The following is a 17,100-nucleotide window of genomic DNA, read 5'->3' on the forward strand; positions in this document are numbered from 1 at the left end:
TTCAAAGCTTCTGTAAATGAGTATTCTTGGTTGCACTCTCGCAACGCGTGCATTGTAGCGCTTCTTGGGACTTATCTTTAGTCCTTTTGATTCTGTTTTGTAAATCAATGATACCGAAACTCGAGGAGACCTTTTTGCACTTGCCAAGATCAAACAAGGCGAACCACTTGGCTCGCCTTGTTAATTAATGGCCTGTGTTAAGTAATAACCTATGTGACTTCTTGAGTTTTCTACTTTAGAGGGTCGTTGTCTGGCAATGCACTGTGTATCCATACTGCCAGTCGGTGTTTGATGCTTGCGCCGTCTAGCTTACTTTCCGGTAGTGGCGTTATCTGTTTTGCATCGACCAAGAATAGGTAAATCGCTTTTACTCTCAGAGGTTGTGGTGACTGTGGAAGGTCAAAACCTTGTAGTTTCGCCATCTTCCCACCAATCTCTAGTGCCTTCTTGACCAGTTTGTCTTCATTGTGAAGCTTGGAGCTTTTTGACATTGATAAATCCTCTTCTTCGCTTCGGCTAAGAATACATGAAGTGTCGCCAATAACGTGTTATAAAACTCTCATATTGATTACGTAGCGTCGATTTTTTGGAATCTACATCGACAAAGATATACCAATTGGTTCACCTTTCTTTTTCTGTCACTTTCGATAATACTCTTGCGCAATATTACTCAGCTGGAAAATTTTATGCCTCAAGCAAACTCTGTGGTTGTACTCGACTTTGAAACCACAGGTCTCTCTCCTACTTTAGGTGATCGCGCAATAGAAATTGGTGCGGTAAAGTTAGTCGATGGCGAGGTTGTTGATAGTTTTCAGCAACTCATGAATCCCGGTTTCAGAGTGAGCTCCTTCATTGAGAACTACACCGGCATTACCAATAACATGTTGCGAACGGCACCAAGCTGCGAAGAGGTAATGGCATCATTTAGTGAGTTCATAGCTGGCGAGAACCTTATCGCTCACAACGCGTCTTTCGATAAACGATTTTTAGATGCAGAGCTTGAACGAATTAACTCTGGTTATTCGGGTGAGTTTGCTTGCTCCTTGCTGGTAGCAAGACGGCTCATTCAAGATGCCCCATCACACAAACTAGGTGAACTTGTTCGCTATAAAAATATCGACAACGACGGTATTTTCCACCGTGCACTAGCCGATGCACAAATGACGGCCAAGCTTTGGCTCTTAATGGTCGAAGGATTAGAAAACTCAGGTATCCTTAAGCCAAGTTTTCAGTTGATGCAAACGGTTAGTAAAACAGCAAAAGGAAAGGTCGACCTGCTACTCGCCAAAAGCCGTGCTTAACTCCCTCCTCACTCAAAGTTCATTTTTGACTCTTAGACATTTAAGCAAGTTTCGATATACATAAGATATTGTGCATCCCAGTGAACTTCCTACTCCGAAAGCGGCAGTTCGCTGGTCTCCCCTACAAAACTGGCTTACTATGCCAGTTACCTAAAACGCTTTGTGAGCCACTCATGAGCAGAAAAAATAACAAAAATCTCAGCATTCTTCTTAAACTCAACACCTTTATTGCACCTTATAAATGGCGGGTTGCGGCGGCTTTGGTTGCCCTTGTCGCGACAGCAAGTTTGACGTTATCCGTTGGCTATGGAGTACGTATTCTTATCGACCAAGGCTTTGCTCAGCAATCATTGCAAGAGCTTACCAATGCGATTCAGTTTATTGTCGGTGTCACATTGTGTATTGCCATTGGGACCTTCTTTCGCTTTTACCTTGTCTCTTCCGTAGGTGAGCGCGTCAGTGCGGATATTCGCCTTTCAGTGTTTAACCATGTGATTACGCTGCATCCGAGCTATTTTGAGACCAACAGTAGCGGCGATATTATGTCGCGCCTAACTACCGATACCACGTTGCTGCAAAGCATTATCGGTTCATCGTTCTCAATGGCGATGCGTAGCGCTTTGATGTGCTTTGGTGCCATCATTATGTTATTCGCTACCAACGTTAAGCTCACGCTGATTGTGCTTGCTTCTGTGCCTTTGGTTCTCGTTCCGATTTTGTTTTATGGACGACGCGTGCGTGCTCTCTCTCGCCAAAGTCAGGACTCAATGGCCGATGTCGGCAGCTACGCTGGGGAAGCAATAGAACATATTAAAACCGTGCAAAGTTTTAGCTCAGAGTCGCATGAGCGAGCGGCTTTCGCTGTCGAAGTGGAAAAGGCTTATGAAGTAGGCAAACAGAGAGTAAAACAGCGCGCGATCCTGATCTCTGGCGTTATTGTGATTGTGTTCAGCGCGATTGCAGGCATGCTTTGGGTTGGCGGCAGCGATGTGATTCACGGAAAAATGTCTGCGGGTGACCTAGCCGCATTTGTGTTTTATGCCATTATGGTTGCCTCATCGACTGCAACCATTTCCGAAGTCATGGGTGAACTGCAAAGGGCCGCAGGTGCTACCGAACGGCTGATTGAGATCCTTCAAGTAGACAGCGATATCAAAGCGCCAAGCAACCATTTGCCTATCCGTCCCGACATGCCTGCTGAGGTTAACTTTAAATCGGTGAGTTTCAACTACCCTTCTCGCCCAAATCAACCAGCTATCAAAGAGTTAAATCTAACCGCAGAACAAGGCAAAGTATTGGCGTTGGTTGGCCCTTCTGGTGCAGGTAAAACAACACTATTCGAACTGCTGCAACGCTTTTATGACCCACAACAGGGGAAAGTGTTGTTTGGTGGCGAAGATATTCGACAGTTCGATCCAAACGAGCTTCGACGCCAAATGGCGCTCGTACCACAACAGCCAGCGCTGTTTAGCCATGATGTGTTTCACAATATTCGTTACGGCAATCCAGAAGCCACAGATGAACAAGTCATCGAAGCCGCCAAAAAAGCCCATGCCCATGAGTTTATTGAGAAGCTTCCCGAAGGCTATCACAGCTTTTTAGGCGAGCGCGGCGTTAGGCTGTCGGGCGGACAAAAACAGCGCATTGCGATTGCTCGCGCGATTCTAAAAGATCCAAAAATCTTACTGCTAGACGAAGCTACTAGCGCCCTTGATAGTGAAAGTGAACATCACGTCCAGCAAGCACTTGAAGCTCTAATGAAAGGACGCACAACGCTGATCATTGCTCATCGTCTTTCGACCATCCAACATGCGGATAAAATTGCGGTGCTCGACAATGGCGAGTTAGTCGATGTTGGTAACCACCAATCATTAATGCAAAGCTGTGAGTTGTATCAGCGACTTGTGGCATTGCAATTTAAGCACTTAGAGTAATGCCTAGTTAAGCCCTCAAGAATAAGCAAAAACGGACCAAGTGATTTAATGCCAACAGCTTAACGATGTTTTTGTGTCATTCCAGCGAGCCTTGGCGAGACTAGGAATCTAATAGCAACGTGCTGAGTGGTTAAAGAGACAATTTTGACCATAAAGAGCTAGGATAGAAGATCCTATATCACGCACCTTCGTCGCTGTACAAGATGACGAAATATAAAAAGATGCCACTCGTAGTTAAACGAGCGGCATTAAACCAAGTGGTTCTCCTTTTAATACAGGAACTCAGGTAAGAATCCAGTAACCAGCGTACTCTCCCTTCAACTAGAAACACTCATCCCCACGTACCATATAAAAACCAATCAGCTTCATTTGTAACAAGTTAGGTTTCAAAAATAGGAAATCACCACTGTAAAAGTTCACCGCATTTTATCTTGCTGCCTATGGGTACAATGTTCGTGAAATCAATGCCTTTAAACCAAGTTACAAGTAAGTGGCACCGAGATGAACAGTGAAGCGAAACAACTTTTTTATCATTTATGTCAGCAATACGATGCGCTTTCTCAAGAACTAGAGTCTCGCGCGTTTCCTGAGTTTTCCGAGACCATCACTCATCCGCTTGGACACTGCTTTGTCCGTTGCCCTGTTGGCAGTCAGCGCTTTTCCATTGTTGCAGTCAACTTTGCGCCCTCCGTTCGCGGGCAAGGTGTGCTTACTGCATTTATCGACTACATTAAAAGCCATCCATATCATTACCAAGGCGTTGAGGTCGCTATCATTGAAAACAAAAGCTTAGCAAAACGACTGTTGTCTCTTGGCTGGAAGTACAAGTCTCTGTTTGGCAAGATCTTCTTTGCTAATAAGCCGACGCTGGTGAAGGACTTTCAATCGGCTTGATAGTCACTGAATCACTCCCCATGTAACCCAAGTAAACGCTCAGTCAAAGTCCGTAAGCATATTGAGAAAAGTTTGGCGGTCTTCCTCTGTACTCCCTCGATGAGCAGTGTATTCGACGTGTTCATCCGCGCTGGCTTTTGGGGATAGATTGATGCCCCACAGCGCATTAATTTGGTTTGGAACGATGGAGTAACGCACGTCAACAATTCGCATTTCGTTATTCGGGTCTTGCGCTACAAAACCATTTGAAAACCAACGGAAACGTTCGATGTCTTTCGCTTGCTGCGATTGCGGATCGAGCCATGGAAATTGAGTCTTCACATTGAGCTTTGGTGTGGATTCGCCTGGGTAGATTTTTATTGAACGCCCCACTCTTACCGCATCCACATAGTAGTTATCTTCCGTTTCATAAATCACTTTCCAGACCAAAAGATTCCCGAAGGTTGGTTTTGCTTTTAGCTGCAAAGCGCTGTGCTGTCTCTCTTGGACGATTTTCCACCCGGCCGCTTCTGCTCTATCTCGTTGAATAACCCCAAGAGTCAGATAAGCCAGAGACCATAGAAATGCGACACGCGCGTAGCTTCGATTTCGCTTCAGTGCGGCAAAGAAAAGCAGGATCAAAATCGGAAGTGAGAAAGCGGGATCGATAACAGAGATTGTGTTCCAAGCATAGCGTGTGTTGCTTATCGGCCAAAAAAGCTGAGTCCCATAGCTGGTGCAAGCATCTAACAGCGCATGGGTGCTATAACCAAGGGCACAATAAAACCAACTCTGCCGGAAGCTTAGTCCTCGCTTTTTTGCTAACAACGGATACAACACTAAAGCACAGAGAAAGCTGCCAAAAGGGATAAACAACAATGAATGGGTAAAGTGTCGGTGATATTCCAAAAACAGCAATGGGTCAGTTGATGAACGGATAAGTACATCCAAATCCGGTGCCATCCCTGAAACCACGCCTAACACGCCAGCAGCCACAATGTGCCGCTTGTTACTTGCAGACTGTGGCAAAGCAGCGCCAAGTAAACCTTGCGTTAACGGGTCCATTATTTACGCCCGCAACGAAAATGTAGCCGAGAGAGAAGGCATATACGCTTCAAAATCGGCCCAAATTTAAAAACCAGAACGTTCTCCGACATAAATTATCCGTATTTAAGTGGATTGGAAGACACACCTTAATGACGCATTAAAGTGTTCGAAAACAAACACTTTGATTTTAGTGTAAGAAGGAATCGCCCTATTCGCTAGTGAGAAGCGAACCTAAAGCGAGGCTTGTGGTGTACGTCAAAAGTACAAAACTGCGGATTTTACAGATGCAAAAATAAAACAAGGCGAACCGGATGGCTCGCCTTGTTTACTGAAGGATTAACGACAAAAACCTTAGTCTTGAGGGTTTTCTTTCGCGTTGATTTCAGCGTAAGTGTGCAGAAGTTCCGTCAATGTTTTTACCCAATCAAAAACATCCGAAGGTGTATTTTCGAGTAGCTTTTCCACTAGTGCACAGTGTGTTTCTAACGTGATCGCCTCTTCCAAATAGAATGAAATCGCATAGAAATGCCAAAGAACCAGTCGCGTCATTCGCTCGCTATTTTGCTTCGCATTGTCTGAGTCATCAAACGCTTGTTGAATTTCACTCAGAGCGATTGCTGTCATGCGTAACATGGCATCAAGACGTGCAGACAACATACGGTCTTCGCTATCCACTTCTTCTTGATCGAAAGTAAATAGCTCATTCATCACGTCTTCAGGCACCATTTTACTGATCATGCGAGCACTAAACTCTTCCAGTTCATGACGAGGCATGGTTACAAGACAATCGAAGGTGTAATCACGAAGCATAAAATCACTCTAGGTTGGAAATCAATTTCAGCCACGCATTCTAAATACTGAAATCTCAATTGCCAGCGTTTATTTCTATTGGGCTACCGAAAAACTACAGAACACCGTTGATCGCAATACCAACACCAATACGCTGCTGATTATGATCATAGTCAATCAAGCTCTTACCATACCCCGTCGAGTACTGTGCGTATCCCTGAAGTTTGCCCCAGATCGGAAATGACACCCCTAATTCGGCAAAGCCTTTATGCGTTTGGAAGTTCTGGCGGCCTAAGAAGGTAAACTCATAACCATTCCATTTGTACGCACTCGATAGCTCAAAGTGCCCCATGTAATCTTCGATATCCGGGTTATCATCACCTTTAGGATCATTCGGAGATGTTTTTTCATCCTCAGGTATACGCCACCACGGTTGAAGAGAAACCGCAAAATTGTCTTTCGCAAAGGTTAAGTTGGCGTAAACACGATTCCAACTGCGCGATAACTCTTGTCTCTGCCCATTCGACTCATGTTCAATACCAAAACCTAACCAAGTCGAACCATCAAGTGGCTTCCAGTCTGTCGGGGTATAATAAAAAAGCTCAGGACGATAATTGGTTTCACGAAATGGACGCGATGCTGCTCCTGTGTACACCTGCCAAAATGACTTTAGCGTCATACCAAAGAACAAACCATCCCCATCAAACAACAAATCGTCGTAGTTCATTGGCACTTTAAAACTAATTTGGAACTCCGCTTCTTCCTTACGCAACTCATCTCCGTACTTAGTGTCCGCATAAGCACGCTTATTTACGCGATCACTGTAAGTGAACGGCAAGATGTAGTTAACACGATGCGCCACCAAACTAAATGGTTCAAAGGCGTTTTCTCGTTCTGATTCCAAACGCTTGTCGACCAAGCTTTCCTGAAGCTCCTCAGGTTCTTCAATTTCTGGATCAGCGGGCACTGTACTTGTTACTGCATCGAGCTCACACTGCGCGCGAATGCTCTTTATGGTTTCCTCACCTTTGCTTTGCTTGATTTTGTCTAGCAAACATAAATCATAAGCACTGGCTGTTTCTCCCATCGCAACTGGCGCTGCCAATAAGCTCAGTATTGATATCCCTGCCACTTTTGAAGCCATCTGAAACCCTTAATATTCTTTATGTCAAACCAGATAATTTTAATTTTTCTTGGTAAACCGCTTGCCATTCTGGCGTTAAGGCAATGTTAAATGTTCGCTGACTTTACGTCTTGGATAAATACGACAGACCTCAAACATATCGGCCCACTATGAGCAACGCGCCAAAAACGACCAAGAGTTGAGCATCATAAATAACAACAAAAAAGACTCGTTTGCATGATGCTCATATTCCCTATGCAAAATACTGGCTCGCCACTTTGATTGCAAACCCGGCTATGAATAAACCCAAGCCGTAAGCCAAATGCGCCAATGTGCTTAGAAAACGGGCTTTCCAAGGTGTTGGGGTTTTACTGGCAGCAAAACCAAATCCTAGACAAGGTTGAATGACAAAAAATGGGAACACCAACGTGACCACACCAGTGGCTAAGCCGGGCACTAGACTAGGCTCTACCAACCAATGATGCCCAAAAGCAGCAATGTGAGCCAAAGCGAAAACAACACCAATGGCATAGTGTAAAAACCAACCGAGTGCTTTTTCTCCCGACATCGGGTCTGTTGCCATAATTGGCGCATGCATAAGCTTTCCTTTGGGCATATATAAAACCCAGCGCGCAACCAATGCATAGTTTAGTGAGGGAATACCAAACACTCTCCTTTGTAGCCAAGCCCATAAATCCATTACCAAAGTCGACCAATCCCTAGTAGCGCCGCTTGTAATCCTATTAAAAACAGCATTTTTCGCTCCTCAAGTTTTTGATTTGTTAAGGTCTTAGTTGCATGCTACAACTTAAAGCCAACTTGAAGTCAATGAGGAATAATATGGATATTGCAGAAGTGGTTAAAAAATCAGGATTGCCGACCTCAACGCTCAGATACTACGAACAGTTGGGGTTAATTCGCTCGATAGGAAGGAATGGATTGAGACGTCAATATTCGCCAGAGGTACTCAATAAACTCAACTTAATTAGTTTAGGGCGTATCGCTGGAATATCACTTAACGAAATGGCGGAAATGTTGAATCACTCAGAAGGTTCAAAACCATACATTGATCGTGACTTACTGGCGAAAAAGGCGCTTGAGATTGATGAGCAAATAACACGTTTGAAAGCGGTGCGAGACAGCCTAAACCATGTTGCCTTCTGCCCTCATGAGTCACATATGGACTGCTCTTCATTTCAGAGGCTTATGAAGGTCGTAAAGCGTTATGTCCCCAAAAAACCGAGATAAACCACTCTACTTATCCTTGATTTAAAAGGAAGCAACTCGCGGTTGTGAGTTACTTCCTCTCATATTACTTAGCTTGCGCCTTTACGTACTTCTTCACTTTTTTCATCGCCATTTTTTGCTTTAACGGTGAAAGGTAATCAATGAACAAGTTACCAGATAGGTGATCAATTTCATGCTGCATCACAATCGCCAAGAACTCATCGCTCTCGATTGTAATCGGGTTGCCATCGCGGTCCAATGCAGACACAACAACTGATGTGTAACGCTCTACATCGGCGTAGTATTCGGGAACAGATAGGCACCCTTCTTGACCAAGTGCTTTGTTTTCTCCGCTCACCACTTCAGGGTTGACCAAGATTAAAGGATCATTGCGTTCGTCAGAGATATCGATGACAACAACCGCCTCTTTTCTACCCACTTGGGTTGAAGCTAAACCGATGCCATTGCCCGTTGCGTAAAGTGTTTCTAGCATATCGTCGATCAACGTTTGTACTGTCGATACATCAGTGACTTTTTCTGCTTTTACTTTAAGCCTTGGGTCTGGAATGGAGAGAATTTCGAGGACTGCCATACTTACCTTTCGTTATCTGTAAATCGTAATTTCCGGCGAATTATACACACGTTTCGGCAGACATAAACATGTTGAGTTTTCGTGGAAAGACCGTTTCGTCTAAAACATTCGATTTTGCTAGATACCAAAGAGGCACAAAGAAAGAGAAAACAATAACGCCAGCACGATATAGCTGGCGTCTTTTTTACGTATCTATCTTTAAGCGTTCGTTATATGTGAGTTACGCACTCTTTTGCGCTTTTGGCAAAACCTTAATCGCCATTTTTTCACCACTCTTGAAAATAAAGTACCCGAGACAAACGGTTATTAACGTTAATACAACGATAATAATACTGAACCAGCCTAGTTCCGCTATCAGTTCAAATATAGAGATGCCCAAAAACATTAAGATGAGAGAAAACACCACTAAGCTCGATAGATTCCAAAGCAGCACTGAATACCATCTCGTTGTCGAAGGCATTATATTCCCTGTTTTATAGCCAAAATAATATCCTACACTCATCGCTGGTATTAACGTCCCAAGAAAGCCGACACCGTTCATTTCCATGCCAGAAATGTACTCAATAATAAATAGCAGTATGGCCAAACAAACTGATGCCAAACACAAAAGCGACGTTACAAAGAGCACCGAGGGAGCGTTGTTTTCTGTTGAGTAATTATTTTTCGATTCCACTTTCATTTCCTTCCATTTATTTCAATAAAATCAGACTTTAGATCATGCTGCCGCTTGGACAACCTAGAGAAACAACGCCGCCATAACTCGTTGTGGGTGTAGCTACCATGACTAAATCAACAGGAAGAAACACAACGTCCGTTGCTAACGACAAAGGGATGTCAATCAATGAAAGTGGATATAACGCGATGGAAGTAATATCAGATCTTAAATAGCAAGGTTGTCGTGCGACTGATAACGCTGTGCCTGAAAACGGCTTTCCGTATCCGCCACCAGCATGCGCATCTATAGATGAACACCCCACCATTAAAGATGCTGACACCACAAGAAATACAACTTGTAGCTTTTTAAATATATTTATTTTCATTTAACCTAGATTCCAACTAACTGTTATTTTTTAAAACTAAACCTTCTCTCTCAAATTGTATATTCAATGAATTTACTCATATGGGCCTAGTGCAACCATGTTAATACGTTCTATGTATTAGAAACAATTCATTTATTTCCAATAGCACCCGTGAGTTCATGCGACGTGACTAGAATCGCACTTAATTTTTTATGCAAGCACCAAGTTAAGCTCAACCTATTCGTTTTCCCGTTGGAGTCGCGTACCTTTCATCTGATGTAAAAAAGCCGCCAGAACCATTTGGGTCTGGCGGCTTTTGTTTTTATCGAAAACTCGATTACTGCTGTAGCTTCGCTTTGGCTTCTACTACTTTGGAGAAGTATAGCACTCTCTGCGTTTGAGACTCGATTAAAACCCTATAAAACATTAAAAGTACCGTTATACTTCAATGAAGCCTGAAATATTAATTGAGTTGTTCTATATAGCGATTCAGCTCTACCGCATATGTTTTTTGATCAATCGCAGTATCACCTATTTCTTCATCTAGAAATCCAAGCAACATTTGTGCGCCGCCTTCGCCGTTATTTAACGCTTGAGTCAGGTAATAGGCCGAAAGCACCTTGTTTTCAGGTAAACTACAGCCATCATCATACAAACATGATCCTAAATAAAATTGTGCACTCGCCAACCCATCATCAGCAGCCTCTGAGATTAAAGAAAAGCCCCTCTTAACATCCATGACTTTTGGCTCTTTTAGAAGGATGATCCCTAAAAGCTCTTTACTATATACATCATTTACTTCGATAGCTTTGATCAATAAAGACTTTGCTCCTTGCACATCACCTTGTTCATAAAATTTATTTGCTTCGCTATACAACTTCTCTGTAGCTTCTCGGTTCTTAACTAGGAGGCTTTCTGTCGTTTTAGTTGCCTCAAACTTTGACGTAGTATCGTTACATGCCGTAACAAAGAGGGCTACTAATAAAACGTTAACAATTCTCATGTTATTCCCATGTACATTTGATAAACAAGACCGCTGTCGAGTATGAATCGTCATACTGACCGCTTACAATTTGAAACTTTGTATTGATCGGAGCTTTAGCACTAGGTTCACATATATTGGCAATTTGACCACGAACATAGGCACTCGAATCAAAGTTATATTTGTCTTCTTGAGAAATTATACTTGCTAATGAAACTCGAGATAGTTGAGGCGCTTTCCCATATTCCCTCTCGACTTTCAAATACTTCACATTCACAATCAAAATGCAGCCAGATGATTCTAGATTTGCATTGTGTACTCTATTAGCTAGCGCTCTAACGTTTTGTCGGATAATATCAAAGAGAAGCATAGCTCTGCCTTTCTGTAAAACCATCCCTAAGGCAATAGTCCTTCCACTATTTGCTTTCATTGCAGTAGAAGCTAGAGTTGACGGCTGTATTGGAGCTAGAGACGAAAAATTACTTGAAGGAATAACAGCTTTGTTTTTCCAGTGCATTCGATCTGTTAACATATTTAGACTTGACGGCCATGTTGCGATCTATCTGTTCCTTAAGCTTTTGTAACCTTTTCTCACCAGTAATATCATTTGGAAGCTTACGTAATGGTCCCGCAAGAGAAGTATCTTTTATGGTACTAACGGGAATTTTCTCATTGTCTATTTTGCTTCTTAGTTCGACACAAGAGTTAAATAGTTTGTCCGCTGGATACATGTAATTAATATAGTTTATTGATAACAGCGTATCTCTCTCATGTGTTAGTATAGAAATGTATATAATGATTTTCTCAAAACCACCATTATGAACAAGAACGCATACTTTTCAAAGCTCTAAGTTGTCCTAGTTGTGAGATATTCCCTAAACAATAAAAATTAACTTATCGTTAAATGCTTATTAAAAACACTTGGTGAACATTACAAATAAACATTCTTTAACTATAATCTACATGTGTTGTAACCATTACATTTAAGAACATTTAAAATAAAGGCTAACCAATTGGTTAGCCTTTATTGATATTACTGCTGTAGCTTCGCTTTGGCTTCTACTACTTTGGAGAAGTCTAGGCCCAGCTCTTCCACTGCTTCTTTAATCAGTACAGGATTTTGCATTACCTGCGCCATTAACGCTTGAAGCTGATCTTGTGGCAGACCTAGTTGGCTGATAGTTGCCATTGCAGCCAGAGGGTTTTGAGTTAACGCCTGAAATAGCTCGTTGATTTGCTCGTCGCTAATATTGTTTTCTTTCAACGTCGCAAGAATCGGGTTCATCAAATTACCTTTAAATACTATGTAAAACAGACCCGCAGTTTACCATTGGGTTTTGTTAGTTTGCACGCAGACTTTAACCACCACACCACCATCGACCAAGTTATGGTCGAATATTGGTGAACGTTGAGGTAGTGACTCCATCACTTTGCGATGAAAGCGCTTTTATATCCGCGTTAAAGTAATATGGATTAAGTGGTATTTTACTCTCGGCTGGTCGCGCGTAGTAAAGCTTAGCGGGCTGTTTTGCCATTTGTTGCGCGTACAAATACCCGACCAACGCATGTTCAAACTGGTGGTAACCATTTCCCCAATGGAACGCTTTGGTTGATTTAGGATTCAGACCAACACCTCCGTATTGATGATCCACCCACACGTCCATAAAAGTGGGTAACGTGTATTGCAACGTTTCTTTCATCGAATCATCGACAAGAGAAACCGTCATCGCCGCTTGATCGAGTTCTGCCCATTCCCAAGACGAGCTATAGTGTTTGTGCGGTCTTGATTGCCAAGCAGGAATGCTCTCTTGCGTCCATTTACTCTGCCATTCTGGCGAGAAGAACGCTTTGACTTGCTCAAAGTTTTGCTGGTATTGCGCCTGTTTAAGCGTGTGTTTCATGCCTTTGAAACCAAACTCTGTCCAATTGGATTTCCCCAACAACTGACCAGTGAGATACGTCATCCAATACGCTTTGATGGTGTGTCCAAAATCATTGTGTTTCGCATCTGGCATCATTACCGCTTTGTGGTGTATCGCGCCATAAAAACGCTGCTCTTTGACGGAATGGTAGTTATCTAGCATCACTTGCGTCAGCCACTCCAGATCTTGTTTCCACTTGGCTTGCGCTGGTTCTGGTAAAAGTGGCGCCGTTAACAACAGGTAGCCATTGATTTGGTCAAGTTGAGCGACTAACTCTTGCTGCTTCTCACTTTCTCCATCACCATCTTTCAAAACCCACGCCAGACCGCGATCATCGCTTCGTCGGTATTGTTTAAATATAAACGCTTGCTGGTCGATAAGTGCTTGTTCAACCTTTGGATCTTGCGTCAAGTAGTAGTACATCGCTAAACCCACCAAGGCGTAAGCTTGGTCTTGAGAAGTTCGCTGTTGCCACTCCATCCCCGGTTTTCCACTACGCGTAAAGCTCACAAAGCCGCCGTTTTTCTCATCTTGTAGATGATCAATCAGGTAATAAGCCCCTTTCTTTGCCAGCTCTAATGCTTGTTTGTCACCCGTAAGATGAAAAAGCACGCCATAAGCGTAAGTTTGGCGCGATTTCATGCGTGTGTATTCGCGATCGAAGTGCGGGATAATCCACCCTTTGTTTAATTCTTCACACGGCTTTTGTGGGTCGAGAATGACACCGTTATCACAACGAAATGTAGGAAAATTCCCCGCAGGTTGCCCATGCGCACTTTCCATCATCCAATATGGGGCTAGGCCATTCGTCACATGGTTTAACCAATCATCCCCCGAAGGCAGCTCCACATCAGCAAAGCTGTTCATGCTCGTCGTTGCGAGCAATAAGGTAAGATATTTAAAAGACATAATGCTCAATTAAGTTATTGAATTTTATCCAGTATAAATAACTCCCTTTACGCATATTGTCGTCGTTGTCACAATCGCCTTACGCATTTGTTTGCATTGTTCATCTGTCTGCCTTATTCGATGACTGAGTCGAGAATAAACGCCACTCTGTCTTCGACTGACATTTTGGGCACTTCGATCAATTGATAACCGAACTTGTGGTATGCATCGACCATCTGTTTATGCGTGGCGACCGCTTCAGAAAAATCTTGCTTTCGCTCTTCATCGTTGCTGAATATCGACGACCACGGTGGAAAAATGAACACTTGAGAATGATAACGAAGCGTCTGGCAATGCGTGATGAGCTCATGCGAGATTGGCAATTGTTCCAACTTGCTGTAGCCATATACGTCCACAATACTGCGATCAAAAAACACGTCCCCCTGGCGGACATTGAAAGCTCGGTAATTGCTCACTTCTGCCTTCATCATTTCGTCTCGAAAGGCTTGTTTGTCATTCCAAGGTAATGCTGAACCGTGATTCGTAACCTGCCTTTGTATTACGTGACGACCTGTTTCTGGCGAGCAGATAAAGCCTTGTGTTTTTAGTTGTTCGATTACCGAGGTTTTTCCTGCACCGGGACCACCAGTGAATACGATGAGTTTATTCAAAATTGTTTCCTTATTTTTTTGTTTGAGTGAAGTAATGCGGGTACAGCCAAGATAATTGGCATGATCTGGCGTTTGAAATTGGCATTTGGCACGCCAGCGTTAAGCGAGATCGGCAGTGGAATGTTTTGGGATAGAAATGAGCAGTGAAAAAAATATTGATGAAATGAAAGCTTAAACGGCGTGTTCAGCGTTTATGAAAAACGGAGGAATTTTGAGCGAACCAAGCTTGCCCAAAAAATTGGGTTGGAAAATGGAGAGATTGGTTCAGCGGGTTAGCGCGTCAATTGGCTTTCTATATCAAGAAAATGGCACCTAAGCCTAAGAATGCAAAGAAACCGACGACATCAGTAACGGTCGTCAATACTACCGAGCCAGCCACGGCGGGGTCAATGTTAAACTTCTTCAACGTGAATGGTATCAGCGTACCCGATGCCGCAGCCGCCAGACTATTGAGAAAAATTGCGCAGCAGATAATAAGCGCCAATGGCCAAGAGTCAAACACCATGTAGACGACACCCGCGATGACTAATCCCATGATCAAGCCATTAATGGTGGCGATTTTTAATTCCTTATTCACCAATAGCTTCAAGTTACTTTGGTGCAAATGGTTGAGTGCGATACCCCGAATGGCCACCGCTAAGGTTTGGCTACCTGCGATGCCGCCCATACTCGCCACAACGGGCATTAAGATCGCAAGCGCAACGACTTGCTCGACCACATTATCAAAAATACCAATGATGGCAGAGGCAACAAAGGCAGTCAGCAAATTAATCACCAACCAAAGTGCTCTTAGCCTTGTCGCCACAGTTAATGGTGTGAACAAATCTTCTTCGCTTCGTACGTTTTCTGCCACTACAGCTTGTAGGCTGAGTTCACGCAAGGTAATCGCGATGGTCGCCATCGACAAAACGCCCATAATTTTGCCACCAGCCATGATAGGAAACCAATGCGCGCCACCATCAATCGAGACCTGTTTACTGACGCTTTGAATCGTTTGGATATCTTCCAGAATTGGCGTGACTGCGGTCAAGTCTGTGAGTTTGGTATGGTTCTCATGCAGCAACAGGGTTTGAGGTTCTATCGTCCCAATAACGCCTCCGACATCGCGCACAATGATCAATCGCACCGGGCTTTGTCCACGTTTTAACAACTCGTTTTTGATGCCTCCTACGCTGTTTTTAGGATTCGCGACCAAAAAATACGGCTCGGCATATCGTCCTACTTTGTTGTCTTCATACGACAATGCTTGTTGAATGTGCGCGACCGACTCTTCACTTTGGTCGATAAGGTACTCATCCACAAATTCGGTCGGTAGAAAGTCTGCAAAGATGATCAGTTCCGAATCCGTGATGTACGCTAAGCGTTCATGTTGCAGCTCTTTGTTGAGTGATTGATGAATGTGCTTGGCGGTGTCGTATCGCAGCAAATTTAATACCGTCCAGTACTTCTCTGGCGGCACCGCTTCTATCACGCGTTTACGATAAGCAATGTTGACCGACTCCAAAATGTTCGCGATTTGCGCTTCCTGATAGTCTTTCAAAAAACTGAGGTCTTCGGTCGACTCTATCGCTTTAATGATCTCGGCAAGCAAATGAGGCACTTTGCGATTAATTTGTAATTGGCTGGAATCTATCATCATTGTCACCGATTTCCTTGGACATCACGTTAGTGTCAACACGATGTCTATTATCTAAAGGCATGAGATCCTGATGTTAAAATTCTAGGCAATGGCGCGCACAATTGCGGAATTTATATTTTGCTCGCAGAAACAGAACGTCTTTGCATAAGGGGATGGTATAAACTTTTAGTGTGCATTAGGCGCATTTGCCTCGTTTGATAATGGAGTAATCAATGGCACCAGTATTTTTTCTGACTCAGCAAGCTGCCTTACCAAGTCGTAAAGTGCTTCGTAAAGTGATTCAGTTTGCGACAGCGCTGGCTCAACCCATCGTGGTATTGGTGGAAGATCACCGCCGAAGTGAAGATCACGCGTTCGCGCATTTCCTTAGTTTCAACTCTGACCATATAGAAAAGAGACAAGCTGAGTTTGAAGCTTGGACATCAAAATTTAAAGACTTCGTTATCGAACTTTGTGAAGAAGAGGAAGTTGAAACGCCAACCCTCTCTTACGAGCATTTCAAAGGGAGTCATTGGATTGCTCAAGTCGCGAAACGGCTTGTCGACCACACAGATTTACTGCTCGTGGGGCATTTTAACAAGCACGAAATTCAAACCTTACTCACCGAGCTAGCAAAAAACGATTGTGATTTATTACTATTAAGTGAGCGTTCATGGCCTTCTCACGCCAACATGCTTTGCGCGATAGATCCGCTTCATCGCGGAGATGCAAAATCAGTCGTAGATAGAGCCATCGTATCGCGAGGCTCAAAGCTAGAAAAAACCTTGAGCGGAAAAATGACGTTAGTTTACTGCCGCTACGTTGCGCCTTATCTATCTCGCTATCGTGCAGAGATTTTGAGCAATCAAAAAGCAGGCATTACGGACTTTATTACTGCGCAAAAGTTAACACGAGTACCACTACTGCTGCCAGAAGGAAACCCTGAAACGGCGTTACCAAAAGCAGTTAAGCAATCACAAGCGGCAATTCTGATTATGGGCGCATGTAAACGAAGCATGTCATCCCAATTTTGGTCTGGCAGCACTGTAGACACGTTACTTGATCAACCGCCTTGTGACCTGCTGCTCGTCAATAGCACGAAGGATTGATCAGG

General features: G+C 43.5%; 18 protein-coding genes and 1 pseudogene. 5 read left to right on the forward strand and 14 right to left on the reverse strand.

Annotated features, from left to right (window positions below; all coding sequences use genetic code 11):
- Positions 1-230: 230 nt before the first annotated feature.
- Entirely contained in the window at positions 231-491 is a 261-nt protein-coding gene (locus F7Y48_RS09675) for a DUF5062 family protein (protein ID WP_005376453.1), read from the reverse strand.
- Positions 492-686: 195 nt separating this feature from the next.
- Between F7Y48_RS09675 and F7Y48_RS09680 the strand changes: the two genes are divergently transcribed.
- The 3 genes from F7Y48_RS09680 to F7Y48_RS09690 all read left to right on the forward strand — a co-directional run bounded on the left by F7Y48_RS09680 (position 687) and on the right by F7Y48_RS09690 (position 4,129).
- Positions 687-1,301 (forward strand): PolC-type DNA polymerase III, encoded by a 615-nt coding sequence (locus tag F7Y48_RS09680; RefSeq protein ID WP_258505265.1) that lies wholly within the window; start codon positions 687-689, stop codon positions 1,299-1,301.
- A 173-nt stretch (positions 1,302-1,474) separates the two neighbouring features.
- Positions 1,475-3,235, forward strand: a complete 1,761-nt coding sequence (locus F7Y48_RS09685; protein ID WP_316683720.1) for an ABC transporter ATP-binding protein/permease — start codon at positions 1,475-1,477, stop codon at positions 3,233-3,235.
- Positions 3,236-3,736: 501 nt separating this feature from the next.
- The gene (locus F7Y48_RS09690) at positions 3,737-4,129 is read left to right on the forward strand and encodes a hypothetical protein (RefSeq protein WP_316683721.1); all 393 of its coding nucleotides are present in this window, start codon (positions 3,737-3,739) and stop codon (positions 4,127-4,129) included.
- Between the two features lie 39 nt (positions 4,130-4,168).
- Here F7Y48_RS09690 and F7Y48_RS09695 read toward each other — a convergent pair whose 3' ends face one another.
- From F7Y48_RS09695 to F7Y48_RS09710, 4 genes and pseudogenes are all read right to left on the reverse strand, one after another.
- On the reverse strand, positions 4,169-5,173 hold the full coding sequence (locus tag F7Y48_RS09695; RefSeq protein ID WP_316683722.1) for a metal-dependent hydrolase: 1,005 nt from the start codon (positions 5,171-5,173) through the stop codon (positions 4,169-4,171).
- A gap of 333 nt (positions 5,174-5,506) precedes the next feature.
- Positions 5,507-5,965 carry an exoribonuclease R gene (locus F7Y48_RS09700; protein WP_316683723.1) on the reverse strand — a complete coding sequence of 153 codons (459 nt, stop codon included), beginning with the start codon at positions 5,963-5,965 and terminating at the stop codon, positions 5,507-5,509.
- A gap of 94 nt (positions 5,966-6,059) precedes the next feature.
- Positions 6,060-7,088: a phospholipase A gene (locus F7Y48_RS09705; protein ID WP_006742284.1), complete on the reverse strand. Its 1,029-nt coding sequence runs from the start codon at positions 7,086-7,088 to the stop codon at positions 6,060-6,062.
- 232 nt (positions 7,089-7,320) lie between these two features.
- A pseudogene (locus F7Y48_RS09710) lies at positions 7,321-7,823 on the reverse strand (DUF2938 domain-containing protein).
- Between the two features lie 84 nt (positions 7,824-7,907).
- Between F7Y48_RS09710 and F7Y48_RS09715 the strand changes: the two are divergent.
- Complete coding sequence (locus tag F7Y48_RS09715; protein ID WP_316683724.1) at positions 7,908-8,315, forward strand: helix-turn-helix domain-containing protein; 408 nt, start codon at positions 7,908-7,910, stop codon at positions 8,313-8,315.
- Positions 8,316-8,379: 64 nt separating this feature from the next.
- On the opposite strand, the gene def is transcribed toward F7Y48_RS09715, so the two are convergent.
- From def to F7Y48_RS09760, 9 genes are all read right to left on the reverse strand, one after another.
- Positions 8,380-8,886, reverse strand: coding sequence for a peptide deformylase (gene def / locus F7Y48_RS09720; protein WP_020842054.1), 507 nt, complete (start codon positions 8,884-8,886; stop codon positions 8,380-8,382).
- A gap of 220 nt (positions 8,887-9,106) precedes the next feature.
- Positions 9,107-9,565, reverse strand: coding sequence for an ABZJ_00895 family protein (locus tag F7Y48_RS09725; protein WP_258658038.1), 459 nt, complete (start codon positions 9,563-9,565; stop codon positions 9,107-9,109).
- A gap of 31 nt (positions 9,566-9,596) precedes the next feature.
- The gene (locus F7Y48_RS09730) at positions 9,597-9,926 is read right to left on the reverse strand and encodes a YceK/YidQ family lipoprotein (protein ID WP_080253353.1); all 330 of its coding nucleotides are present in this window, start codon (positions 9,924-9,926) and stop codon (positions 9,597-9,599) included.
- Between the two features lie 442 nt (positions 9,927-10,368).
- Entirely contained in the window at positions 10,369-10,908 is a 540-nt protein-coding gene (locus tag F7Y48_RS09735) for a tetratricopeptide repeat protein (RefSeq protein ID WP_256954155.1), read from the reverse strand.
- Between the two features lies 1 nt (position 10,909).
- Entirely contained in the window at positions 10,910-11,419 is a 510-nt protein-coding gene (locus F7Y48_RS09740) for a hypothetical protein (protein WP_316683725.1), read from the reverse strand.
- A 501-nt stretch (positions 11,420-11,920) separates the two neighbouring features.
- A complete protein-coding gene (locus F7Y48_RS09745; RefSeq protein ID WP_256965148.1) occupies positions 11,921-12,172 on the reverse strand; it encodes a DUF2999 domain-containing protein in 252 nt (83 codons plus the stop codon).
- A 100-nt stretch (positions 12,173-12,272) separates the two neighbouring features.
- A complete protein-coding gene (locus F7Y48_RS09750; protein WP_256965147.1) occupies positions 12,273-13,718 on the reverse strand; it encodes an AGE family epimerase/isomerase in 1,446 nt (481 codons plus the stop codon).
- Positions 13,719-13,831: 113 nt separating this feature from the next.
- Positions 13,832-14,368: an AAA family ATPase gene (locus F7Y48_RS09755; RefSeq protein ID WP_025536841.1), complete on the reverse strand. Its 537-nt coding sequence runs from the start codon at positions 14,366-14,368 to the stop codon at positions 13,832-13,834.
- 292 nt (positions 14,369-14,660) lie between these two features.
- A complete protein-coding gene (locus F7Y48_RS09760) occupies positions 14,661-16,007 on the reverse strand; it encodes a magnesium transporter (protein ID WP_167427452.1) in 1,347 nt (448 codons plus the stop codon).
- A 212-nt stretch (positions 16,008-16,219) separates the two neighbouring features.
- Between F7Y48_RS09760 and F7Y48_RS09765 the strand changes: the two genes are divergently transcribed.
- Positions 16,220-17,095 (forward strand): universal stress protein, encoded by an 876-nt coding sequence (locus F7Y48_RS09765; RefSeq protein WP_025536385.1) that lies wholly within the window; start codon positions 16,220-16,222, stop codon positions 17,093-17,095.
- Positions 17,096-17,100 lie beyond the last annotated feature (5 nt).

Origin of the sequence: Vibrio sp. 2-1-2a, assembly GCF_032648565.1 — a bacterium.
Lineage (GTDB): Bacteria > Pseudomonadota > Gammaproteobacteria > Enterobacterales > Vibrionaceae > Vibrio > Vibrio diabolicus.